The sequence below is a fragment of the Methylotuvimicrobium sp. KM2 genome, assembly GCF_038051925.1.
Taxonomy (GTDB): domain Bacteria; phylum Pseudomonadota; class Gammaproteobacteria; order Methylococcales; family Methylomonadaceae; genus Methylotuvimicrobium.
The window spans coordinates 132,241-153,962 of the sequence record NZ_CP150634.1 but is presented as its reverse complement, the minus strand read 5'-3'; the positions used below and the strand labels follow the sequence as shown (position 1 = coordinate 153,962).

Genomic DNA, 21,722 nt, shown 5'->3' with positions numbered 1-21,722 from the left:
TTTGCCTAGCTTAACGCTCTTGTTTGCGCCTCGTATAGGGAAAAAATACGCCATCCAGGCATATTTATAATAAAAATCGTCTTATTTTCTTTTTGATCAGCTGTTGCTGTAGCCGCCTATGCCGATTGCCTTACTACGAAAATACCTTAGCATTTCCGCAGTTACGCTGCTTCTTTGTCATGCACCCGAGATCCATGCAAAAAAAATGTATCGCTGGGTTGACGACCAAGGCAATACTTATTTTTCCGATCAAGTCCCTCCGGAACATGCCAAACACCGCCGCGAAGCCTTAAACCAGCGCGGCCGAGTAATCGATGTCATTGAAAAAGCCAAAACCAAAGAAGAACTAGAACTAGAACAAAGACTGAACGAGCTTCGCGAGGCACAGGAAAAAATCATTCAAAAACAACAAAACTACGATAAGGTCTTACTTAGCACTTTCCGCAACATAGACGATTTATTGTTGTCGATCAAAAATAAGACTCGCACCATGGAAGCTCAAATCAAAGCAACGGAAGGCAACTTAAATCGGCTCAAGAGTCAGTTGTCCGGGCAGCAAAGAAAGGCTGCCGCATTCGAAAGAAACGCTCAACGCGTCCCCGAGTCGTTATTGAAAGATATCCGATCGACGCAAGAGCAAATTCAGCAAACCGAAATAGCGATCAGTCGACAAATGGAAACGTTGAACCAAGTAAAAAAGGAAGACGATGCCGACGTCGAGCGCTATTTATTTTTGACTCAATCAAGAACCGATACTCAACCGAAACAACATAAGATTCCTAGCATAAAGGAAGCCAACGAACTAGGCCTGTTTTATTGCGAGAACGATCATCAATGTAACCAAGCGTGGGAAATTGCTCGAACTTTCGTCACTTTTCATTCAACGACCGGCCCGGATATCGACACCGACAAGTTGATCATGACCCGCTCGCCGTCTAAGGATTCCGACTTGAGCTTATCGTTATCGAAAATCGCGATTAGCGATGTCGATTATCAACTTTTTCTCGATATTCGTTGCCGAGATTCTTCACTAGGCCGCGAATTATGCGCGAGTCAGCGGGTCAGCGATATCCGGTCCGCGTTTAGACCTTATATTAACGACGCCTTATCTCGGTCGGCTGAATAATAGGGTCCCTACGCCTTGGTCGGTAAACAGCTCCAACAATACTGCATGCTCGACGCGTCCGTCGATGATATGGACGCTCGACACCCCCCCTTTCAGCGCATCGGTTGCGCAGCGGGTTTTCGGTATCATACCGCCGGAAATCGTACCGTCCGCAATCAAGTCGTCAACATCCTTTAGCGATAGGCCGGTCAACAAATTTTGTTGTTTATCGAGAATGCCTGCGGTATTGGTCAACAAAATCAATTTTTCGGCTTTCAAGACTTCCGCAACCTTACCCGCGACCAAATCGGCATTGATGTTATAGGAATGTCCATCGTCGCCAACGCCGATCGGAGCAATCACCGGAATAAAATCACTGTGATTCAACATCGACAGTACTGCCGGATCGATACTGCTGACCTCTCCGACATGACCTAAATCGATGATTTCAGGCTCTTGCACTTCGATCGCATTTTTTTTCATTTTGATTTTATTGGCGCGAATAAAGTCGCCGTCCTTACCGGTCAAGCCGACCGCTTTGCCGCCATGCCGATTTATCAGATTAACGATCTCTTTATTCACTAAACCGCCCAATACCATTTCAACAACATCCATCGTTTCGCTGTCGGTTACTCGCATGCCGTCAATAAACTCTGTGGTTTTTCCGAGCCGCTTCAGTAGGTTTCCTATTTGAGGACCGCCGCCATGCACGACGATGGGGTTTAAGCCGACCAGCTTCATCATGACAATATCTTGAGCAAAACTATTTTTTAGCGATTCATCGATCATGGCATTGCCGCCGTATTTGACGACGACCGTTTTATCTTTAAAACGGCGAATATAGGGTAAGGCTTCGATCAGTACATGCGCAATCTGATGCGCGGCTTTGTTTTTCATATATTCTTTATCCGTAGATTAAAAAGGTAAAACTAGCTTTGGCTCGATATTCGTCATCAATCTCCTGAAATCCTCTTGAATTCGGCGCATCGCTTGCTCGCTATCGGCTTCGAAACGGACCACTAATGACGGTGTGGTATTCGAGGCTCTAACTAGCCCCCAACCATCGGAAAAATCGACCCGTAATCCATCGATGTTGGTGATTTTCCCATTTTTGAAATCGGCCTTCGCAAATAATTTTTCAATAAAATCAAAATTTTCGCCCTCTTTCATTGAAACGAGCAATTCCGGTGTATTGAGGCTTTCCGGAAACTCGGCAAAAATTTCGGCACTGGTTCTGGCATCCGATGACAAAATCTCAATTAGACGCGCCGCTGAATACAACGCATCATCAAACCCGTACCATCGGTCATTAAAAAAAATATGCCCGCTCATCTCTCCTGCTAATTTAGCACCGCTTTCTTTGACTTTTGCCTTCATATAAGAGTGACCGGTTTTCCACATTAAGGCGCGGCCGCCATATTTGGCGATCTGCTCGGCCAAATGCCTAGAACATTTGACATCGTAAACAATCTGCGCACCGGGCTTTCTTGCCAAGACATCCTTGGCAAACAGCATCATCAGCCGATCCGGCCATATAATTTTGCCGTTTGAATCGACCACCCCAAGACGGTCGCCATCACCGTCGAAAGCGATGCCGATGTCCGCTTCATAATGTTGTACCGCAGCAATTAAGTCTTCCAAATTTTCCGGAACGCTTGGATCCGGATGGTGATTGGGAAAACTGCCATCGACATCGCAAAACAATTCGACGACTTCGCAACCCAGCGTCTTAAACAGTATCGGTGCAATATCTCCGGCCACGCCGTTCCCGCAATCCAATACGATTTTCATCGGCCTGACCAAATGTACATCTTCGGCGACAATACCGATGTATTCATTTACAAACATGCTGTTCTGATCGACTGTCCCGCCGACCTCAACGGCATAGTCCTGTTTATCGATGATGTTTTTAAGCTTCGCGACTCGCTGTCCTGCCAAGGTTTCACCCTTAATCACCATTTTCATGCCGTTATATTCCGCCGGATTATGACTCCCGGTAATCATCAATCCGGTCCGCCCTTCGGTATGTTGCGTAACGAAATACAGGATAGGTGTCGGCACCATGCCCAAATCGAGTATATCCCGCCCGGTCGACACAATGCCATTGATCACTGCGTCCGACAATTCAGGACTCGAATGGCGCCCATCTCGTCCGACCACGACAATATTACAATCGGCCTTTCTCGCTTCCGTACCAAATGCGCGGCCAATATCATAAGCCAGTTCGGTTGTCAGTGTTTTGCCGACCACGCCTCGGATATCATAGGCTCTAAATACTTCTCCGCTCCCTCCATGCAACGGCGCCATTTCATTTGATATAGGAGAGGGTTTTGCTTGCTCGGGAGCCGGGGTTGGTTTCGCTTCTGGTAACGGCATATCCCAATCGACATCCGGCATTGAGACCGGACTGGTTTCGGCTTCGTTTGCTTTAGCGTTTTCAACAATTTCTTCAATCGCAAAATCGGATTCTTCAAAAAACCCGTCAAAATCAGCTTCGCTTTCATTATTAAGCGCGACGACATCGTCCCCTTGATGATCCAATACTCGTTTGAATTGCACCAATGTGGAAATAATGACACTCATCTCACTCAAATTGACTGGATAATTACCATACGCATTTCCGGTCATTAGATCTTTGACGGCTTTTAAAACAATACTTTGGTCGTGGCTTAAAATATTGGCACTTTTTCGATAGCCGACAAAAAACGCAAGACAAACCAACAGAACAGCTATTGACAAAATTGCTGCAATCAACCCTACATCCGAAGAGCTCCCCCCTCTCTGATACCAAACCTGAACTTGCCATGTCGTGTGAGCAATCGGCATTTGCACGCTAGCAGCATCGCCGATAAGCGCTCGGTTTCCAACCGCTGCCAACTCGAAGTCACCCTGCTTCAGTTGAATCAATTGATTGCCGATAGAGCTCGGTTTAATACTTTTATTAATAAAGTCATAACTCAAACTGGCCAATATAACACCCGCCACACGGCCGCCTTCTTCAACTCTGGCCGTTATCGCAAGATGCCGGTTAGCGCCCTCCCCTTGAATCAACGGCTGAGGGTTCCCGCTAAAGGTTTCCTTAACCATGTCCAAATCGGCAAAGCCCATGTGCGGAACATGTTCGGTATCCAAATCGTTTATGCCTGGCAGCAATAATCTGATCTTTAATGCACCCGGCAAATATTTTTCCAATTGCGCTTCTAACGCTCGAGTCCGGTCCCTGTCTCTGTTTTCCACTGCCTCTATTACAGTCGGATCTCGAGCCATTTTGTCAATTGAGCCGGCCAATTGCTCGATTTGTTTTGAAATACCTAAAGCTGTACCTGCGGCAAGGGCCATCGCTGAATCATGCTTAGCTTCCTTGATGCTGGAGTCATTAGCCCAATAAATGCCCGCGCCAGTCAATAGCACCAAAAATACCGCAATAATCGACAGCGGTAAGAATATACGCTCCATCAAACGTCCCCTATCAATTTAATGTCGTCCGGTATGTCCGAAACCGCCTTCGCCTCGAGCACTTTCATCAAACGCGTCGACCAACTCGAATTGGGCCTGTACGACAGGCACGAAAATCATTTGCGCGATTCTTTCGCCGACATTAACGGTAAATGCGGTCTGCCCGCGATTCCAACAGGATACGAAAATCTGTCCCTGATAATCCGAATCTATCAATCCCACGAGATTACCCAAAACGATTCCATGTTTATGTCCTAATCCCGAGCGAGGCAGGATGACTGCCGCCATAGTATTATCGGCAATATGAATCGCAATGCCGGTGGGGATCAAGATACTGTCGCCGGGCTTCAATTCGACCGATTCGCTTAAACATGCTCTCAAATCCAAACCGGCCGAACCGGTGGTGGCGTATTCAGGCAGAGGAATATCCTTACCCAATCGTTCATCCAGAATTTTTAACTGTATTTTTTTCATTAATTTTCTCTGCGATTAAGCTCATTAACTGCCGGGCGAGTTGATTTTTATCGGTCATGGCCAAATCTATGCCGCCACCGTGCCAGAAGACCGACAGGGCATTCAGATCGCTTTCGAACCCGCCCTTATCTTTACCAACCCAGTTGGCCGCAACCATATCCAAATTCTTTCGAACTAACTTGTCTTGAGCATATCGCTCCAAATCGTGCGTTTCGGCGGCAAAACCTACCGTATAAGGCCTGTTATGCGTCAGTTTCGAAACGTCGGCTAAAATATCTCGGGTTTTACGTAACAAAATGACGACCTCGTCATTTTGTTTTTTTATTTTCTTATCATTAACACTAACCGGACTATAATCGGCGACTGCCGCCGCCGCGATAAAAATATCGGCCGATTGAACACTCGCCATGACCGCTTCATGCATTTGCGAGGCAGTTTCAACCCGTATCAGGCGAGCACCTTCGGGTGCTGACAATGCGACTGGCCCACTCACCAGAGTGACTTCAGCCCCCATTGACAAGGCCGCTTGGGCAAGCGCATAAGCCATTTTTCCGGAACTGCGATTGGTAATATAGCGAACCGGGTCGAGAGGTTCCCGTGTAGGGCCAGCTGTAATAAAAATCTTTTTACTTTGTAAAACCCCTTGCGCAGTATTTATCATTAAACACTGCATGATCGCTTCCGGCTCGGACATACGTCCGAGACCCGTTTCGCCGCAAGCTTGACTGCCGACTTCCGGACCGATGATTTGCGCTCCCTGGCTGACTAAGCGCTCTATATTTTCCTGAGTAACGGCTTTATGCCACATGGCACGATTCATTGCCGGCGCCAAATGAAGAGGACATTCGGCGGCCAACACCAACGTAGAGACTAAATCGTCGGCCAAACCATGACTCAATTTAGCGATCATATTTGCGGTCGCCGGAGCAATCACGATGCAATCGGCCCAGCGCGCCAAGCTGATGTGTCCCATCGCGTGCTCTTGATCACAGTTCAGCAAATCAATATGCACAGGATTTCCGGATAGGGCTTGCAAAGTCAACGGCGTAATAAAGGCCACCGCCGATCGAGTCATCACCACTCGGACTTCACACCCGTGTTTTCTCAAAAGCCGGATGAGTTCTGCAGATTTATAGGCCGCGATTCCGCCGCAAACCGCCAGTAATATTCGCTTAGGAACGAGCATGAAATAACTTCGACAACGGTTGGAAGGGGGGCTGACGGCTCGATTGCCAGGTGTCGGCGACAGGAATAACAGCCGTCAAGCCTAGACAGACGTATTCACGGCTTCCTGTCATGCAAGCCTCCGAAGAACCGGCACCAAGCTTAATGCTTGTAGAAGTTATTTTGCGCATGTTCTTAATTATTAATAGTTGTACGGTTAGAAAATTAAATTGGATATACTTCCGCGGTCATGTTTGCGGCTTTTATGGCAATGCTATTTTGTTCGGTAGCAAGGCGCGAAAACAGGCGCATAGCAAGCCTATGTAACTGTTTTCGCAACGCAGCTACCGGACAAAAGAGCGCGTCAGAAAAACGCAAATGTGATCGCGCGAAGTATAATTATGGCAAGTATAGTAAATTTCTTCTACGCTTGATATTTTTGACCTCACTTGGGTAATCAATGGCAATCAAAGATTGGCCGGCGGATGAACGACCCCGGGAAAAATTATTACAAAAAGGCTCAAACGCGCTTACCGACGCGGAATTGCTCGCAATATTCTTGCGCACCGGAACGCCTGGAAAATCGGCTGTCGATTTAGCGAGAGAATTACTGAACGACTTCGGTTCTTTAAAAGCGCTGCTCGATGCCGACCTGCAACGCTTTTGTCAAAGTGTCGGTTTAGGCCCCGCCAAATACGCGCAGATGCAAGCCGTTTTAGAAATGGCTAGAAGGCATTTTTGTGAAATTCTACAACGCGGCGATGCCTTGACCAGCCCCGACATTACCCGAGCTTATCTCAGCGCGCAATTAAGAGGATACAGTTATGAGGTATTCGCTTGCTTGTTTCTCGACAACCAACATCGTGTTTTAAAGCTCGAAGAATTGTTCCGAGGCACGATAGATAGCGCCTCGGTATATCCTAGAGAAGTAGCCAAAGCCGCTTTACAGCACAACGCCGCCGCCGTTATCTTCGCGCACAATCATCCCTCCGGAATCAGCGAACCCAGTCAAGCCGACCGCCACATAACCGACAAACTCAAGCAAGCCTTGGCTTTATTCGACATTCGGGTTCTCGACCATTTTATCATCGGCGACGGCTTACCTTACTCGTTTGCCGAGCATGGTTTACTGTGAAAGTTCGTAGATTTAGGTTCTTTATCTAATTTTTCGATATGCAACACAATGCCGGTTCCGGAGAGGGTGCGGTTGCTCGGTCGACAGGCGTCGGCGGCAGGGAAGGCCGCCGTCGAGCCTACATGGACGTATTCACGGCGTCCTGTCGGGCGAGTGACCGCACCCTCCGCCACCAGAGAACTTTCATTTGCCGGGGTTATGCCAAGCCTTCATGAGCGTTACTGCAATGATTCTCGCAGAATTGAGCGAAGGCAGCGTACTAATTTCTTGAACCGATTAATTTAGCCTCCGCCTCCAGGTATTTTTCGGTAGTCTTACGAATCACTTCCTCGGGCAATGAGGGGGCCGGCGGCTTTTTGTTCCAATCCAAAGTTTCTAAATAATCGCGCACATACTGCTTATCGAAACTGGGTGGGCTCATGCCGACTTGGTATTGATCGGCGGGCCAAAAGCGAGACGAATCGGGCGTTAGCGCTTCATCGATCAAATATAAGACGCCGGCGTCGTCGGTGCCGAATTCGAATTTGGTATCGGCAATTATTATGCCTCTTTCCTTGGCATAATTCGCGGCTTCTTGATAGAGGGCCAAACTGGCCTCACGCACCTTTTCGGCGAGTTCTTGGCCCATCAAATCAACCGTTTTCGCAAACGTTATATTTTCATCATGATCGCCGACAGCGGCTTTGCTGGACGGTGTATAAATCGGCTTGGGCAATTGCTGTGCCTGCTGTAAACCTTCGGGAAGACGAATGCCGCAAATATGACCGGTTTGCTGATAATCTTTCCAACCCGAACCAATGATATATCCGCGTACAATCGCTTCGACCGGTAGCGGTTTCAATTTTCTGACCACGACCGCCCTTCCTTCTAGCTGCTTGAGTTCTTGCGGATCGGTAAGCACTTCGGACAAAGAAACGCCGGCTAAATGATTCGGCAAAATGTGTTTCAATTTACTAAACCAAAAATTCGAAACAGATGTCAAAACACGCCCTTTTTGCGGAATCGGATCCGGTAATATCACATCGAAAGCCGATAGGCGATCGGTCGTGACGATCAACATATGTTCATCGTCTATGTCGTAAATATCACGGACTTTTCCGCGAGCTCGCAACGTCAATTGCGACAAAGATGATTCGTAAAGAACAGCCGGAGCGTTCATAATACCTCGTTATAAAAAGTTAATATCAAATCGCATACAATAGCATTTATTTTTGAATAACGGGATGACTGGCAATGAGTTGGTTGGGAAAATTCTTGGGCGGCGCCTTCGGATTTCTTTTAGGCGGTCCGCTTGGGGCTATACTAGGGGCATCGGTCGGCCATCATTTCGATTCCGGCTTGGAGACATTCGATTTCGACGAGCGTTTGAGCCCCGGCGATAAGCACCGCGTACAGACCGCTTTTTTTACCGCGACATTTTCGGTAATGGGCCACATCGCCAAAGCGGACGGACGCGTTTCTCAAGCGGAAATCGATCTGGCTAAACGTATAATGGACGACATGGGCTTATCGGCCGACTTACGCTCAACGGCGATTAAACTCTTTCAACAAGGCAAAAACAAAGACTTTCCTCTTGATGACGCGCTTCGTCAATTTCGTCACGAGTGCCGACGGCGAGGCGATTTGATTCGCATGTTTTTAGAAATCCAACTTCAAGCCGCAATGGCCGACGGCCATCTGAACGAGGTCAAGGATAAACTGTTGATCAAGATCTGCGGAATACTCGGTCTATCGCGGTTTGATTACGAGCGGATCAAATTACAAATTCTGGCGCAATACCGGCTCTATGGCAGTCAACATCGACAACAATATCAAACGACTAAAAAAGAGGATAACTTAGCTACCGCCTATGAGGTCCTCGGCGTCCGCTCCAATGCTAGCGATAGCGATATTAAAAAAGCTTATCGCCGCCTCATCAGCCGACATCATCCGGATAAACTTGTTGCGAAAGGCCTGCCCGAAGAAATGATGATCTTGGCCAAGGAAAAAACGCAACAAATCACCAAGGCTTATGAAACGATTAGTGAAGCACGCAAAAGATGATTGAATTAGAAACGAACATGCTCGTCTTCGTCTTCTTTTAGATGCATATTTTCATTGACTAAAGTCCCTAAGTCTTCGGCACCCAGTTTAATCATCAAGCGCACTTCGTTTCTTGAGTCCGCAGAGTTTAAGGCATCTTCATAACTAATTTTTCCGGCGGTATAGAGATCGTAAAGCGCTTGATCGAAGGTCTGCATGCCATGTTCCCGCGAATTCTTCATTAATTCCTTAAGTTTGTGAACTTCGCCTTTACGAATCAAATCGGAAACCAAGGGTGTGTTCAACAAAATTTCAACTGCGGGATAGCGTCCTTTGCCATCGGCACGGGCAATCAACTGCTGCGCGACAATGCCTCGCAAATTCAGCGACAAATCCATAAATAATTGATTATGCATTTCGTCCGGGAAAAAATGCAAAATCCGATCCAATGCCTGATTGGCATTGTTCGCATGCAAGGTCGTTATACACAAATGCCCGGTTTCGGCGAACGTAATCGCATTTTGCATCGTTTCACGGGTTCTAACCTCACCGATCAGGATAACATCAGGCGCTTGGCGCAAGGTATTCTTAAGCGCGACTTCATAGGATTCGGTATCCATGCCGACTTCGCGCTGCGTAACGATGCAACCCAAATGCGGATGCAAAAACTCGAGCGGGTCTTCAATGGTAATTATATGACCGCTGCTGTTTTGGTTTCGGTATTTTATCAATGCCGCCAATGAAGTCGACTTACCGGTTCCCGTCCCGCCGACGAACAACACCAGTCCGCGCTTGTTCATGACCAAATCTTTTAAAACCGGCGGCAAATGCAGGTCTTCGGCATCGGGAATATGGGTCTCGATGCGTCTCAACACCATTCCCGCAGCATCTCTCTGGGTAAACGCACTCACCCGAAATCGGCCAAGCTTAGGAAAGGCAATCGCAAACTGACACTCTTTGGTATTATCGAATTCGTCTTTTTGCCGTTGTGTCATCACACTCATGACAATGGCTCGAGATTGATCGTTGTTTAGCGTCGTTTTGGATACTTCGATCAACTTACCGTCGACTTTTATCGTGGGCGGACGCCCCGCAGTGATGAATAAATCGGAGGCCTTTTGCTGAACCATTAACTCAAGTAGTCGCTTAAATTCATCCATATCGCCCCCTCTCTACCTGAACATATCTTTGTTAACCGCTTTCAACATGGCGACTTTTGAAGCCACTAAGCCTTTTTCAACCAATTCTTTCAAATTTTGATCCAAGGTCTGCATGCCTTCCTTGCGCCCGGTTTGAATCGCCGAATACATTTGCGCGACTTTTGCTTCGCGAATCAAGTTTCTAATGGCTGCAGTCCCAACCATGATTTCATGCGCCGCGATACGTCCTCCACCGACTTTTTTCAGTAAGGTTTGCGAAATAACCGCTTGCAACGATTCCGACAACATCGAGCGGATCATGTCTTTTTCAGCCGCCGGAAACACATCGATAATGCGGTCGATCGTTTTCGCGGCCGACGTGGTGTGCAACGTGCCGAAAACCAAGTGACCGGTTTCTGCCGCAGTCAGTGCCAATCTTATCGTTTCCAAGTCGCGCATTTCGCCCACTAAAATAACGTCGGGGTCTTCCCGCAACGCGGATCGCAAGGCCTCGTTGAAACCTAATGTATCACGATGGACTTCTCGTTGGTTGATCAAGCATTTTTGGCTTTCATGGACGAACTCGATCGGGTCCTCAACGGTTAAAATATGTGCATAATCATTGGTGTTGATATGGTTAATCATCGCCGCGAGCGTCGTCGATTTACCCGATCCGGTAGGTCCTGTTACCAGTATTAAACCTCTCGGTTTGCGCGTAACTTCTTCAAAAAACTTTGGCGCATTTAGATCCTCTAAACTCAACACCTTCGAAGGAATCGTTCTAAAAACCGCCCCCGCACCTCGATCCTGATTGAATGCATTGACACGAAACCTTGCAACACCCGGCAATGCAAAAGAAAAATCAGTTTCAAGAAATTCTTCATAATCGCGGCGCTGTTTATCGTTCATGATGTCGTAAATCAAGGCATGAACTTCTTTATGCTCTAAGGCAGGAATATTGATACGCCGGATATCGCCGTCCACTCGAATCATCGGCGGCAAACCAGCCGATAAATGCAAATCCGATGCATTGTTTTTAACGGAAAAAGTCAATAATTCAGCAATATCCATACAATTCTCAAGCGGCTAATAAAAATAGAAACACTAAATAACCATAGCCTAAGTCTTTGCTTTTTGAAAGGGCTGCTGTTTAATAGCGGTTTTTCATCATCTAAATTGTGCTTATGTTCGCAATTGCTCAACAAATCGCATCCGTTCGAACCCAAATCAGACAAGCCGAGATCGACTTCGAACGCTTACCGGGAAGCGTTCGCTTACTTGCCGTCAGCAAGACTAAACCTACTTCGGACATCATCCTCGCCTATCTTTCCGGCCAACGCCATTTCGCGGAAAGCTATGCTCAAGAAGCGCGATCCAAGCAACAAGAACTCGGGGCTTACAACATCACCTGGCATTTCATCGGACCTATTCAATCCAATAAGACCAAACTCATCGCCCGCCATTTTGCCTGGGTTCATAGCGTAGACCGGTTCAAAATTGCCCAGCGACTCAGTGAACAACGCCCCGCCAATTTACCGGCATTGAATATTTGTTTGCAAGTCAACATCAGCCATGAAAGCAGCAAATCAGGCATTGCTCTGAATGATCTTCCGGAATTAGTCGACGCAGTTAAAGTCCTTCCGAATCTCCGTCTAAGAGGGGTTATGGCGGTACCTGCACCGCAAAGTGACTTTTCTTTGCAACGAGAGCCCTACCGATTGCTCTATGAAGCGGTTTCCGAACTCAAGCATCCTAATCTCGATACGTTTTCATTCGGCATGAGTAACGACTTAACTGCGGCGATTGCCGAAGGATCCACAATGGTCAGAGTCGGCACGTACTTGTTCGGAACCCGTCAATACTCTTAATTCGATACCACAGAGACTTCAGTCTTTTTTCTTAACGATAGCCAAACCTTGATCTTTTAGCTGCTGTGCGGCTTCGAGAATATCTTTGCGGTGCTTGTTAATATATAGCCCGCTACCGATACCCATCGCCATCAACAACACAGGGTGCTTCGCGAGCTTGAGAATAATTTCCGCACCAACCTTAGAGCCGACCGAGAGTATGCCCAACTTGATTAATGGATGCATACTCTTTCCGTCCTGCTCTATGTTGTCAGACCCTCCATTTGACTCCTGTTCGCTCATTTACAATTTTCCTATTGTTTTGAATTGAAATATTCATGACGAAGCATGCCTTTCGCGCTTCAAATTTCGCCATCATGCACTCTCTTCCGACAAACGAAAACTGGGCTGCGCGAAAGGTGTATTTTCAGTCCTTCGCCTGTACTCGGCAAAATATTAGCAAGTCCCCTAAAAATCCCAAAATAAAAAAAATATTTTTATTATTGACTATTAAGACAACCGGTCGTATTATTTTCACATGATCGAAATATCGCAAAAACAAATCAACCGAGATAATCTACTCAATCAAGGCGTCAAGCTATTGATGGAGCAGGGGTATCATGGTACCGGACTTAAAGAAATTTTGGATGCCGTTAAAATACCAAAAGGTTCTTTTTACAACTATTTCGGCAGTAAAGAAAATTTCGGCGCGGAGGTCATTCAGCACTACATTGAACCATTTATTAAACAGCTTGACACCTATTTGGAACATTCGAACGGCGATGCCCTATCTGCGTTAAAGCGCTACTACCACGATTTGATTGCCGAAGCCGAAAAACAAAGCTTCAAAGGCGGTTGCCTACTTGGCAACCTCATGGGTGAAATCGGCGACACCAGCGAAATATGCCAAAAGGCATTGCAATCCGCGGTAACTCGTTATCGCAACATTATGCGCTCTGCACTTGCCCAAGCGCAGCAACAAGGAACCGTTCGATCCGATCTGACGGCAGAGGAAATGGCCGATTTATTACTAAACACTTGGCAAGGCGCGTTACTTCGAATGAAAATCGAACAATCCTCGGAACCCTTAAAACAATGTTGCCGGAGTTTGTTGGAGGGCTATTTCAAAGCCTAATTTTTTCAATCCCTATAAAGACGACCAGTCATTTTTTAATTGGAGAAAAACATGCCTAAATTCATTATCGAACGAGAAATCCCCAATGCCGGATCGTTGACAAGCAAAGACCTTCATGGTATCGCTCAAAAGTCATGTTCCATTCTTCAGAATATGGGACCGAAAATTCAATGGATTGAGAGCTATGTAACCGATGATAAAGTCTATTGTGTTTATATCGCACCGGACGAAACGGCTATTCGAGAACACGCTCAACAAGGATCATTCCCTGCTAATCGTATCAGCCGAATCAAGACGATTATCGATCCGACCACTGCCGAAGCATAAGCACTTTATTACCCCAGAAACATTATCAGCCAAAGGAGGTAATCAGTCAATTTCACGAAAACTCACTATTACTCAGATAATTACAAGAGAGTGCATACCATGAAATCACAAAGCAAGAACCGTAACCTTCTTGGCAAACTAACTCAATCCGCCTTGTTTGCCGCTTCTACAATCATGATCAGCAGTCTTAGCATACACCCTGCACAAGCCGATGAAACCTGCATGTCCCCCTATATGGCCAAGATTGTCGGACAGGAGGACTTCGTTTATATCTGGACGCTCGGCATGGAAGGTGTCGGAGATGAGCAGGATAAGCTCGTCACAGTCGATGTCAACCCTAAGTCCAAGAACTATGGCAAAGTCGTCAACTCGCTGTCGGTTGGCGGGCGGAATGAGGCGCATCATTCCGGCTTTACTGATGATCGGCAATACTTGTGGGCTGGCGGCCTCGATACCAATAAGGTTTTTATTTTCGACGTTCACAGCGACCCGGCTAAACCCAAATTGACGAAGGTCATCAGCGATTTCGTCGCGAAAAGCGGTGGCGTAGTCGGCCCGCATACGACCTACGCCTTGCCCGGTCGCATGCTGATCACCGGACTTTCTAATAACAAAGATCATGGCGGCAGAACCGCTCTAGTCGAATACACCAACGAAGGGAAATATATCGCCACACACTGGCACCCAACCGACAGCGACCTGCGCGGCGCGGTCAAGACTGGCAATTATGCCGATGGATACGGTTACGACGTGCGCGTTTTACCTAGGCGCAATGCGATGTTCACCTCGTCGTTCACCGGCTGGTCCAATTACATGATGGATTTCGGCAAAATGCTGAACGATCCCGAGGCGATGAAACGCTTCGGCAATACCGTCGTGCAATGGGATCTGCATGCGCGCAAACCGAAGAAAGTCTTCGACGTTCCCGGCGCACCGTTAGAACTTCGCTGCGCATGGGGAGCCAATAACAATTACTGCTTTACCAGTACGGCACTAACATCAAAAATCTGGCTGATTTATGAAGACAAAGCCGGCGAATGGCAAGCGAAAGCCGTAGCGGATATTGGCGATCCATCTAAAATACCTCTGCCGGTCGATATCTCTATTTCGAGCGACGACAAAATATTATGGGTCAATACCTTTATGGACGGGAATACTCGCGGTTTCGACATCAGCGATCCGTTCAACCCGAAACAAGTCTACGAACAAAAAATCGGCGCCCAAGTCAATATGGTGTCGTCAAGTTGGGACGGTAAACGGCTCTATTATACGTCTTCTCTATTGGCCAACTGGGATAAAAAAGGAGACGATAACGAGCAGTTCTTCAAACTTTATCACTGGGATGGAAAACAACTTAAAGAACAGTTCGCTATCGATTTCATCAAAGAAAAGTTAGGCCGCGCGCATCAAATGCGATTCGGCGCCTACTCGCTTTACACCAGCAACAGCCAGAACAGCCAGCAGCCCGATCTGCTCGCGAAATATCAATAACCTCAACGAGCGGCTTCGGCCGCTCTCTGTTCCCATCGACTCGCCGGAGCGACGCCATGAGACATTTGTTTACCATCGTCATTTTGCTGTCGAGCGTAGCGGTCTTTTCGGTCAAGGCCGACAACGAAACGCTTGCGCCAGGTTACGGTGCACTGCAATACGAACTTCCGACCGTCGGCAGCTATCTGTTACCGGCGCTCGGAAAGGCCGCAGACGGTAAAATTCTTGACGAACAAGGCCAGGCTGTTAATTTGCATCAGCTGATGGGCGATAAGATCGTGCTACTCAGTTTTATTTATTCGACGTGCAGCGACGTCAACGGCTGCCCTCTTGCAACCGGGGTATTTCATAAAATCAAAAACCGGCTTAAAAAGGACCCCGAATTGAGCCGACAACTGCGTTTGTTGACATTAAGCTTCAACCCCGAACAAGACACGCCAGACAAAATGAAACAGTATGGCGAACACCTGCAGGATGAAAATATCGAGTGGCGCTTTCTAACGACCGCTTCGGAAACCGAGCTGCGACCGATTCTCGATAATTATCGACAAAGCATCCAGAAAGTCTACGACGAAAACGGACGTTTCACCGGCACTTTTTCGCATATTTTGCGCGTCTATTTGATCGACCGAAACAAAAAAATCCGCAACATCTACAGCGTTTCGTTCTTGCATACAGACACTTTGATCAATGATGTGAAGACTTTACTGCAACCGGTAGTCGTCGCCGATGGCAAAAAGCCAAATCAAGTCGCTGAACGTTTTCGGACCGGCGATGATAAATCGAATTACGAGAGCGGCGACTATGCGACTCGCAGTATCGCTCTGGCCGACCGAACCGGTCAAACGGCCGACTTGATGAAAACGGTCTACCATCCACCGAAAGGACTACCTCCCGTGCCGATTCCGGCGAACAACCCTGTGACGCCGGAGAAAGTACAATTGGGTCGAAAACTGTTTTACGACCGCCGCTTGTCGCTGAACAATACCTTTTCATGCGCGATGTGCCATATTCCCGAACAAGGCTTTACCAGTAACGAGATGAAAACCGCGGTCGGCGTCGAAGGACGGACCGTCAAGCGCAACAGCCCGACACTTTACAATGTCGCTTATTACACCAAATTATTTCACGATGGACGCGAGAATAGTCTCGAACATCAGGTTTGGGGACCGCTATTGGCGCACAATGAAATGGCCAACCCGTCGATCGGTAGCGTCATCGAGAAATTGCATAACGATAGGGAATACAACGCTCTTTTCAACAAGGCTTTCGGCAAAGGGCCGACAATCGAAACAATCGGCATGGCGATCGCAAGTTACGAGCGCACCCTTAACTCGGGCAACTCGGCATTCGACCGTTGGTATTACAGCAACGACAAACAAGCCTTGAACACTTCCGCACAACGCGGTTTCAAGCTATTTTCCGGAAAAGCGCAATGTTCGTCTTGTCACAGCATCAGTAAGAAACATGCGCTGTTCACCGACAATACGTTTCATAATACCGGCATCGGTTATCGAGAAGCAATGCAAAGTACGGCTAAAACCCAACGTGTCCAGGTCGCCCCCGGCGTCTTCGTCGACGTCGATAATAAATTGATCGCATCGGTCTCGGAAACCAAGAGCAACGATTTAGGTCGCTATGAAGTCACGCAAGACCCAAACGACCGTTGGCATTATAGAACCCCATCATTGCGTAATGTTTCGCTGACCGCACCATACATGCACAACGGTTCGATTTCGACGCTAAAGGAAGTCGTCGAGTTCTATAACCAGGGCGGCATTACCAATGAAAACTTAGATCCGCTGATCAATCCTTTAAATTTAAACGCGGCTGAAATAGACGATTTGACTGCTTTTCTGGAGTCTTTGACCGGTGACAATATCGATGAGTTGGTTGCCGACGCTTTCGCGGCTCCGGTCGGCGATCATCAAGAAAACTGATCAGATGAGTAATCCTTTTTACAGCATCGCCAATAACGATGAAATCAATTGAAAATAAATATCCAACAATCCGGCTAACGCATTTTGATATACGGCTTCCAAGGTTTCAGTCGGTTGTTCAAGCATTAACTCGAACAAGTCCAGAATCGCTGAATAAACGCTCACAAAATAGACTTCCGCGACGTCAATTGCTTGATTCGTATAATTCGTCACCGGTTCGACCATTGCCGCAACCGTTGCTTGAGGATGATCGAAAAACGCTTGCCAATGTTCGCCGGCTTGCCGACCCAATTGCGTCGCTTCGACTATTGTTTGCTCATAGATAGACTCGATTTTCGGAAAATAAACCTCGTAAACCTGGGCATACATCTGCGTCCCATAATCAACAGCTTGAGCATACCACTGCGAGCCAGTCTCGACCGGATGCGCATAAAATTGCTTCGCGGCAAAAGCCAAATCAGCGTGCCAATCGAGCAAAACCGTTTTAATTTGTCGATACAGCTCGTTTAATTGCAGGCTCAGACTACTGTAAAGCTCCCGCGTCGGCAAAAACACTTTGTGTTCAAGGTCTAACGGCTTGAGATCGAAAAAATCTGGATCTTTGAAAATTGACATAACTTACCTTTTTAAAACCGGGATGTCGAAAAAAAGATGCGGCCGGGAGACCGCATTAAAGAGGAAGGATTCAACTCTAGTCTCGTGAAGAGTGCATACAAGAGTCGAAGTAAAGTGTATCCACTAACGGCGACCAAGAAAATGTGGCATTTTGCCGCGCGACAATTGGCCGCTAACCTTGGCCTCTATTTTGCAACGTATAATTAGTTTGGGTTTCAGAAAAGCCCTCTGAACATAAATGAAATCGCGTGATCAGTCGCGTTCAGCAACTAATTGACACGCATTCATGCATTAAATAACTGTGTTATTTGACTAAGATTAGGTGAAATGTCTGATTATCCACAAAGAAACGCTTTGACATCGACTAATGCACTTCCTATTTCGACTTTGCCTGTGCGGATGCCGGAAGGTTTGGCATCAAGGATGGATTAACGCAAAGAATTAAACCAAGCGCTCATTTCACTCACGGCTTTCTCAGTCAAGTCGGCAAAGCTATTGACCGCACCCAATGCATTGGCCGATATATTGATCTGTTCAAATTGAAACGCTTTTCGAGCTATTGGCGCATTTGCGTTCGTCTTATACACTTCAACTTCAAAAGCAACGACCGAACGCGCTTGCTGAGGAGTGTCGAAACGTTGTTCGAAATCCAATAAACGCACTTTTACAGTTAACGGCTCGCTTACTGGAATTGCTGCGAAGTGCTTGGCCAACAAAGCGGCCGGTTGCGCGATCCATCGGTCTAGGTTATAAAATTTTACAATGGTAGGGGTTAAATAAAGCTGTCTGTAGTGAATTCTCGTATCCCTTAACCACTCCGGAGCTGTTACTTCGACATGTAATGAGGCCTGCTCAGCATTTCGCTGAACAATAAGCCCAAGGTCGTGCAAAGCCGCTCCATCGGGTCTAGTTTTATAGCTACAGCCACTTATCAGCATCAGCATGATTAGACACAAATTAATCAGCGATACTTTCATTGCGGCTCCTCATATCCCGGTTCGCCAGGAGCAGGCTCGGTTTTAACCGGGCCCAATATTAATGCTTGAGGATTAGCTTCGAGCATATTGGCAACTCGTTTTAGTTGATCCATTGTGGACTGTAATTCATTCATTGTTTGATGCACTTTTGGTAATGTTGTCCCTGTCAGCACATCCCCGACATTCGCTCCCGATGCGATCAATGCATCCCCTCGGTCACCAAGCACTTTTACGCTATTCGCCGCCGCTTTTAAATCAACCGTCAAATCACCGATTTGACCGAGCGTAGTCTCCGTAGTATCTATCAAATTCGGCATTCTTTCCAATACCTTACCCAGCTGATCCTCAAGTTTTGGCATTTTCGCGGTGACGACATTTAGATTACGCAAAATTTCACGTCCATGCTCTTCATTTTCATCGCTCAACACTCGGTCTAGACGTATCATCAATTGTTCGGCTTTCATTAATATTTCTTCGCCTGAACTCAATAGACGATCCGTCAACGATGGCAGCAACGGAATTCTTTGCTCCGGCCTATCACCAGGTAACAACCATTCATCGCTGTCTCCCGTATCTTGTAAATCGATTTGCGTTAACCCTGTCACCCCTTTTAGACGTAATGTCGCAAAAACCCCTCTTGTAAATCGTATATTGCTATCCACCTCAATTTCGACCAAAATCGTCAGTGGATCGCTCGGATCGAAATTTACCGTCAAAACCTTACCGACCGCAATACCCCGGTAATACACGGTAGATTCGGGATTTAAACCGGTTACTGAGTCTCTAGTCGAGATAACATAAAGATCACGCGCCTTTTCAAAGCTACCGATCCAATACACTATGCCGACTAGTCCTATTATCAGTGTTAGTAAAAAAAGACCGGTAGCTAAAGCGTGCGTATCTCTACCCAAAACAATGCTCTCTATTCATAAAAACTTTCTCAGCGTGCTTATTATGAAAAAATTGTCTCGCAAAAGTATGACTACACTTTAGCGCGACTTCTAACGGACCGTATGCAATTAATTTTTTTTCTGCCAGCACAGCAACTTTGGTACACAAATCATTCAAAACGTTTAAATCATGGGTGACCATAACAACCGTGAAACCCAAGTCATGATGAAGCTCGCGCAATAGGTCTACAAATCCTTGACTGGCAATCGGGTCAAGACCGGATGTCGGCTCATCAAGAAATAATAACGCCGGCTCTAAAATCAAGGCCCTGGCAAGAGCCACTCTTTTAATCATGCCCCCGGATAGTTGAGCCGGCATGAGTAATTCATCTTTTGCAGATAAGCCAACCATCGCTAATTTTAAACCAACCAAATGAGATATCCATTCGGAATCCTTGACACCAATTTCCCGCAACGGAAATGCAATATTATCGAAAACATTTAACGAACTAAATAAAGCACCTTTTTGAAACAATACACCAAACTGACTTAACATCTGCCCTGAAATATGCCCGGATTCATAATCTAAGATTTGCCCCATTACCATAACACGTCCTTCGGTCGGAGCCTGCAGTCCGATCATTTCACGCATCAATGTGGTTTTTCCACTTCCAGATGCCCCGACCAAACCGAGAATTTCCGCTTTTGATAAACTGAAACTGATATTCTCGTGAATTACGTTGTCACCAAATTGGGTCCAAATGTTTTCCATATGAATTGCATTAATGTCATTCATGGCATTCCCGTCCCCATAAATAGAATAGCAAATATCGCATCCACCATGATTACCACTGTAATTGAAGCGACAACGGAGTTAGTTGTTTCATTCCCTAAACTTTCCGAGTTTGGTTTAATATGGAATCCATAGTGACAAGCTATCATTCCTATTAACATACCGAATAACGCAGCCTTACCCACGCCAATAAATACATTAACCAAAGGTACGGAGTCAGGTAGTCTCTGCACAAACTGTTGCATACTTATATCGAGCGTGTGCCAAGCCGACACAATGCCACCTAAAAGAGCGGCCGCATTGGTCCATACCGTCAATAACGGTAACGTTACTGTTAAAGCAACTACTATCGGAAAAACGATTCGTAGAGAATGCGAAATTCCCATCGAGGACAACGCATCTAACTCTTCTGCAACACGCATGATTCCTATTTGGGCGGTTAATGCAGACCCTGATCGCCCTGCCACTAAAATAGCCGCTAACAAAGGCCCTAACTCTCGAATAATACTCATACCCAAAATATTGATAATGTAGATCTCCGCACCGAAAGCTTGTAACTGAAGTGCCGACAAATAACTGAGAACAATACCAATCAAAAAGCCAACTAACGCGGTGATGCCAAGAGCCTTAACACCGGAACTATATATCGTCATTGAAATTTCCGGCCAAGGTATTTTGTTTGGTGATCTTAATAGATATGCTGTATCGAGCAATAATTGCCCAAGCAAAATAATGCTATTAAAAACATGCCTATAAAATGCCAAAATGACTTTATTTCCGTCCTTAAAAATTTGTGCCAAATTTTTCTGTGCTTCCTCTGGGCGTTCATAGCTAAAGGTTTTCCAACGATCGAATAAGCGCTTATGTTCCGGCCTCATTTGCACTTGAATTGGAAACTCCTCCCCCCAAACCTGCCATATCAGCCAAGCTCCCGCACTATCGAGCGCATCGACCTCATCAAGGCGCCATATACAATCCGAATTGATTTGCAGTCCTTTAAGCTCTCGAGTAATAGCAGGACTTTCGTTGATTGCCAATAAGTTCCATGAACCTTTGAGATTAATTGAGGATAAATTATTTTCTTGATCTATTTGCAACACCGGTTTAGCAAAAAGCTTATTTTTTAATGAGGCCATCAATGTATTTTTCCATTGTTATAAGTAAATACAACTATTTGACCATTCTATAGCAATTTGGTTTTCGCCCATGAAT

At 46.5% G+C, this 21,722-nt stretch carries 23 protein-coding genes; 9 read left to right on the top strand and 14 right to left on the bottom strand.

Annotation, left to right across the window (positions count from 1 at the left end; all coding sequences use genetic code 11):
- Window positions 1-118 precede the first annotated feature (118 nt).
- Window positions 119-1,126 carry a DUF4124 domain-containing protein gene (locus tag WJM45_RS00695; RefSeq protein ID WP_341327090.1) on the top strand — a complete coding sequence of 336 codons (1,008 nt, stop codon included), beginning with the start codon at window positions 119-121 and terminating at the stop codon, window positions 1,124-1,126.
- On the opposite strand, the gene argB is transcribed toward WJM45_RS00695, so the two are convergent.
- The 5 genes from argB to WJM45_RS00670 are packed head-to-tail and all read right to left on the bottom strand — an operon-like array spanning window position 1,106 to window position 6,333.
- A complete protein-coding gene (gene argB / locus WJM45_RS00690) occupies window positions 1,106-2,002 on the bottom strand; it encodes an acetylglutamate kinase (RefSeq protein WP_341327089.1) in 897 nt (298 codons plus the stop codon). The two genes, WJM45_RS00695 and argB, sit on opposite strands and share 21 nt — an antisense overlap.
- Window positions 2,003-2,020: 18 nt before the next feature.
- Complete coding sequence (locus WJM45_RS00685; protein ID WP_341327088.1) at window positions 2,021-4,561, bottom strand: phosphomannomutase/phosphoglucomutase; 2,541 nt, start codon at window positions 4,559-4,561, stop codon at window positions 2,021-2,023.
- A gap of 18 nt (window positions 4,562-4,579) precedes the next feature.
- Window positions 4,580-5,035, bottom strand: coding sequence for a dUTP diphosphatase (dut, locus tag WJM45_RS00680; RefSeq protein ID WP_341327087.1), 456 nt, complete (start codon window positions 5,033-5,035; stop codon window positions 4,580-4,582).
- The gene (coaBC, locus tag WJM45_RS00675; RefSeq protein ID WP_341327086.1) at window positions 5,004-6,221 is read right to left on the bottom strand and encodes a bifunctional phosphopantothenoylcysteine decarboxylase/phosphopantothenate--cysteine ligase CoaBC; all 1,218 of its coding nucleotides are present in this window, start codon (window positions 6,219-6,221) and stop codon (window positions 5,004-5,006) included. Before coaBC ends, dut begins: the two co-directional genes overlap by 32 nt.
- Window positions 6,208-6,333 carry a hypothetical protein gene (locus WJM45_RS00670; RefSeq protein WP_341327085.1) on the bottom strand — a complete coding sequence of 42 codons (126 nt, stop codon included), beginning with the start codon at window positions 6,331-6,333 and terminating at the stop codon, window positions 6,208-6,210. Before WJM45_RS00670 ends, coaBC begins: the two co-directional genes overlap by 14 nt.
- Between WJM45_RS00670 and WJM45_RS00665 the strand changes: the two genes are divergently transcribed.
- Window positions 6,332-6,526: a hypothetical protein gene (locus tag WJM45_RS00665; protein ID WP_341327084.1), complete on the top strand. Its 195-nt coding sequence runs from the start codon at window positions 6,332-6,334 to the stop codon at window positions 6,524-6,526. The genes WJM45_RS00670 and WJM45_RS00665 overlap by 2 nt on opposite strands.
- A gap of 133 nt (window positions 6,527-6,659) precedes the next feature.
- Complete coding sequence (gene radC, locus WJM45_RS00660; protein WP_341327083.1) at window positions 6,660-7,334, top strand: DNA repair protein RadC; 675 nt, start codon at window positions 6,660-6,662, stop codon at window positions 7,332-7,334.
- Window positions 7,335-7,593: 259 nt separating this feature from the next.
- Here radC and WJM45_RS00655 read toward each other — a convergent pair whose 3' ends face one another.
- A complete protein-coding gene (locus WJM45_RS00655) occupies window positions 7,594-8,493 on the bottom strand; it encodes a phosphoribosylaminoimidazolesuccinocarboxamide synthase (RefSeq protein WP_341327082.1) in 900 nt (299 codons plus the stop codon).
- Between the two features lie 74 nt (window positions 8,494-8,567).
- Here WJM45_RS00655 and djlA point away from each other — a divergent pair, with 74 nt between their 5' ends.
- Window positions 8,568-9,377, top strand: a complete 810-nt coding sequence (gene djlA / locus WJM45_RS00650; protein ID WP_341327081.1) for a co-chaperone DjlA — start codon at window positions 8,568-8,570, stop codon at window positions 9,375-9,377.
- 5 nt (window positions 9,378-9,382) lie between these two features.
- Here djlA and WJM45_RS00645 read toward each other — a convergent pair whose 3' ends face one another.
- Window positions 9,383-10,516: a PilT/PilU family type 4a pilus ATPase gene (locus tag WJM45_RS00645; protein WP_341327080.1), complete on the bottom strand. Its 1,134-nt coding sequence runs from the start codon at window positions 10,514-10,516 to the stop codon at window positions 9,383-9,385.
- A gap of 12 nt (window positions 10,517-10,528) precedes the next feature.
- Entirely contained in the window at window positions 10,529-11,566 is a 1,038-nt protein-coding gene (locus tag WJM45_RS00640; protein ID WP_341327079.1) for a type IV pilus twitching motility protein PilT, read from the bottom strand.
- A 113-nt stretch (window positions 11,567-11,679) separates the two neighbouring features.
- Here WJM45_RS00640 and WJM45_RS00635 point away from each other — a divergent pair, with 113 nt between their 5' ends.
- A complete protein-coding gene (locus WJM45_RS00635) occupies window positions 11,680-12,363 on the top strand; it encodes a YggS family pyridoxal phosphate-dependent enzyme (RefSeq protein ID WP_341327078.1) in 684 nt (227 codons plus the stop codon).
- Between the two features lie 18 nt (window positions 12,364-12,381).
- Here the strand turns inward: WJM45_RS00635 and WJM45_RS00630 are convergent, their stop codons facing one another.
- Window positions 12,382-12,588 (bottom strand): hypothetical protein, encoded by a 207-nt coding sequence (locus tag WJM45_RS00630; protein ID WP_341327077.1) that lies wholly within the window; start codon window positions 12,586-12,588, stop codon window positions 12,382-12,384.
- Between the two features lie 292 nt (window positions 12,589-12,880).
- On the opposite strand from WJM45_RS00630, the gene WJM45_RS00625 reads away from it, so the two are divergent.
- The 4 genes from WJM45_RS00625 (at window position 12,881) to WJM45_RS00610 (ending at window position 17,235) form a co-directional block, all read left to right on the top strand.
- Window positions 12,881-13,477 carry a TetR family transcriptional regulator C-terminal domain-containing protein gene (locus WJM45_RS00625; protein WP_341327076.1) on the top strand — a complete coding sequence of 199 codons (597 nt, stop codon included), beginning with the start codon at window positions 12,881-12,883 and terminating at the stop codon, window positions 13,475-13,477.
- 51 nt (window positions 13,478-13,528) lie between these two features.
- Window positions 13,529-13,804: a DUF4242 domain-containing protein gene (locus tag WJM45_RS00620; RefSeq protein WP_341327075.1), complete on the top strand. Its 276-nt coding sequence runs from the start codon at window positions 13,529-13,531 to the stop codon at window positions 13,802-13,804.
- 99 nt (window positions 13,805-13,903) lie between these two features.
- The gene (locus WJM45_RS00615; RefSeq protein ID WP_341327074.1) at window positions 13,904-15,295 is read left to right on the top strand and encodes a selenium-binding protein SBP56-related protein; all 1,392 of its coding nucleotides are present in this window, start codon (window positions 13,904-13,906) and stop codon (window positions 15,293-15,295) included.
- Between the two features lie 56 nt (window positions 15,296-15,351).
- A complete protein-coding gene (locus tag WJM45_RS00610) occupies window positions 15,352-17,235 on the top strand; it encodes a cytochrome c peroxidase (protein ID WP_341327073.1) in 1,884 nt (627 codons plus the stop codon).
- Window positions 17,236-17,253: 18 nt separating this feature from the next.
- Here the strand turns inward: WJM45_RS00610 and WJM45_RS00605 are convergent, their stop codons facing one another.
- The 5 genes from WJM45_RS00605 to WJM45_RS00585 all read right to left on the bottom strand — a co-directional run bounded on the left by WJM45_RS00605 (window position 17,254) and on the right by WJM45_RS00585 (window position 21,646).
- Window positions 17,254-17,850 carry a hypothetical protein gene (locus WJM45_RS00605; protein ID WP_341327072.1) on the bottom strand — a complete coding sequence of 199 codons (597 nt, stop codon included), beginning with the start codon at window positions 17,848-17,850 and terminating at the stop codon, window positions 17,254-17,256.
- A 428-nt stretch (window positions 17,851-18,278) separates the two neighbouring features.
- Complete coding sequence (locus tag WJM45_RS00600; protein WP_341327071.1) at window positions 18,279-18,827, bottom strand: hypothetical protein; 549 nt, start codon at window positions 18,825-18,827, stop codon at window positions 18,279-18,281.
- A complete protein-coding gene (locus WJM45_RS00595) occupies window positions 18,824-19,666 on the bottom strand; it encodes an MlaD family protein (RefSeq protein WP_341327070.1) in 843 nt (280 codons plus the stop codon). Before WJM45_RS00595 ends, WJM45_RS00600 begins: the two co-directional genes overlap by 4 nt.
- A 64-nt stretch (window positions 19,667-19,730) precedes the next feature.
- Complete coding sequence (locus WJM45_RS00590; RefSeq protein ID WP_341327069.1) at window positions 19,731-20,513, bottom strand: ATP-binding cassette domain-containing protein; 783 nt, start codon at window positions 20,511-20,513, stop codon at window positions 19,731-19,733.
- Window positions 20,510-21,646: an ABC transporter permease gene (locus WJM45_RS00585; RefSeq protein ID WP_341327068.1), complete on the bottom strand. Its 1,137-nt coding sequence runs from the start codon at window positions 21,644-21,646 to the stop codon at window positions 20,510-20,512. The genes WJM45_RS00590 and WJM45_RS00585 overlap by 4 nt, the downstream gene beginning before the upstream one ends.
- Between the last annotated feature and the right edge of the window lie 76 nt (window positions 21,647-21,722).

Excerpts from the sequence above, each read along its gene's own strand:
- WJM45_RS00695 (WP_341327090.1), top strand. The coding sequence starts at position 119 with ATGCCGATTGCCTTACTACGAAAATACCTTAGCATTTCCGCAGTTACG.
- argB (WP_341327089.1), bottom strand. The coding sequence starts at position 2,002 with ATGAAAAACAAAGCCGCGCATCAGATTGCGCATGTACTGATCGAAGCC.
- WJM45_RS00685 (WP_341327088.1), bottom strand. The coding sequence starts at position 4,561 with ATGGAGCGTATATTCTTACCGCTGTCGATTATTGCGGTATTTTTGGTG.
- dut (WP_341327087.1), bottom strand. The coding sequence starts at position 5,035 with ATGAAAAAAATACAGTTAAAAATTCTGGATGAACGATTGGGTAAGGAT.
- coaBC (WP_341327086.1), bottom strand. The coding sequence starts at position 6,221 with ATGCTCGTTCCTAAGCGAATATTACTGGCGGTTTGCGGCGGAATCGCG.
- WJM45_RS00665 (WP_341327084.1), top strand. The coding sequence starts at position 6,332 with ATGCAAGCCTCCGAAGAACCGGCACCAAGCTTAATGCTTGTAGAAGTT.
- WJM45_RS00670 (WP_341327085.1), bottom strand. The coding sequence starts at position 6,333 with ATGACAGGAAGCCGTGAATACGTCTGTCTAGGCTTGACGGCTGTTATT.
- radC (WP_341327083.1), top strand. The coding sequence starts at position 6,660 with ATGGCAATCAAAGATTGGCCGGCGGATGAACGACCCCGGGAAAAATTA.
- WJM45_RS00655 (WP_341327082.1), bottom strand. The coding sequence starts at position 8,493 with ATGAACGCTCCGGCTGTTCTTTACGAATCATCTTTGTCGCAATTGACG.
- djlA (WP_341327081.1), top strand. The coding sequence starts at position 8,568 with ATGAGTTGGTTGGGAAAATTCTTGGGCGGCGCCTTCGGATTTCTTTTA.
- WJM45_RS00645 (WP_341327080.1), bottom strand. The coding sequence starts at position 10,516 with ATGGATGAATTTAAGCGACTACTTGAGTTAATGGTTCAGCAAAAGGCC.
- WJM45_RS00640 (WP_341327079.1), bottom strand. The coding sequence starts at position 11,566 with ATGGATATTGCTGAATTATTGACTTTTTCCGTTAAAAACAATGCATCG.
- WJM45_RS00635 (WP_341327078.1), top strand. The coding sequence starts at position 11,680 with ATGTTCGCAATTGCTCAACAAATCGCATCCGTTCGAACCCAAATCAGA.
- WJM45_RS00630 (WP_341327077.1), bottom strand. The coding sequence starts at position 12,588 with ATGCATCCATTAATCAAGTTGGGCATACTCTCGGTCGGCTCTAAGGTT.
- WJM45_RS00625 (WP_341327076.1), top strand. The coding sequence starts at position 12,881 with ATGATCGAAATATCGCAAAAACAAATCAACCGAGATAATCTACTCAAT.
- WJM45_RS00620 (WP_341327075.1), top strand. The coding sequence starts at position 13,529 with ATGCCTAAATTCATTATCGAACGAGAAATCCCCAATGCCGGATCGTTG.
- WJM45_RS00615 (WP_341327074.1), top strand. The coding sequence starts at position 13,904 with ATGAAATCACAAAGCAAGAACCGTAACCTTCTTGGCAAACTAACTCAA.
- WJM45_RS00610 (WP_341327073.1), top strand. The coding sequence starts at position 15,352 with ATGAGACATTTGTTTACCATCGTCATTTTGCTGTCGAGCGTAGCGGTC.
- WJM45_RS00605 (WP_341327072.1), bottom strand. The coding sequence starts at position 17,850 with ATGTCAATTTTCAAAGATCCAGATTTTTTCGATCTCAAGCCGTTAGAC.
- WJM45_RS00600 (WP_341327071.1), bottom strand. The coding sequence starts at position 18,827 with ATGAAAGTATCGCTGATTAATTTGTGTCTAATCATGCTGATGCTGATA.
- WJM45_RS00590 (WP_341327069.1), bottom strand. The coding sequence starts at position 20,513 with ATGAATGACATTAATGCAATTCATATGGAAAACATTTGGACCCAATTT.
- WJM45_RS00585 (WP_341327068.1), bottom strand. The coding sequence starts at position 21,646 with ATGGCCTCATTAAAAAATAAGCTTTTTGCTAAACCGGTGTTGCAAATA.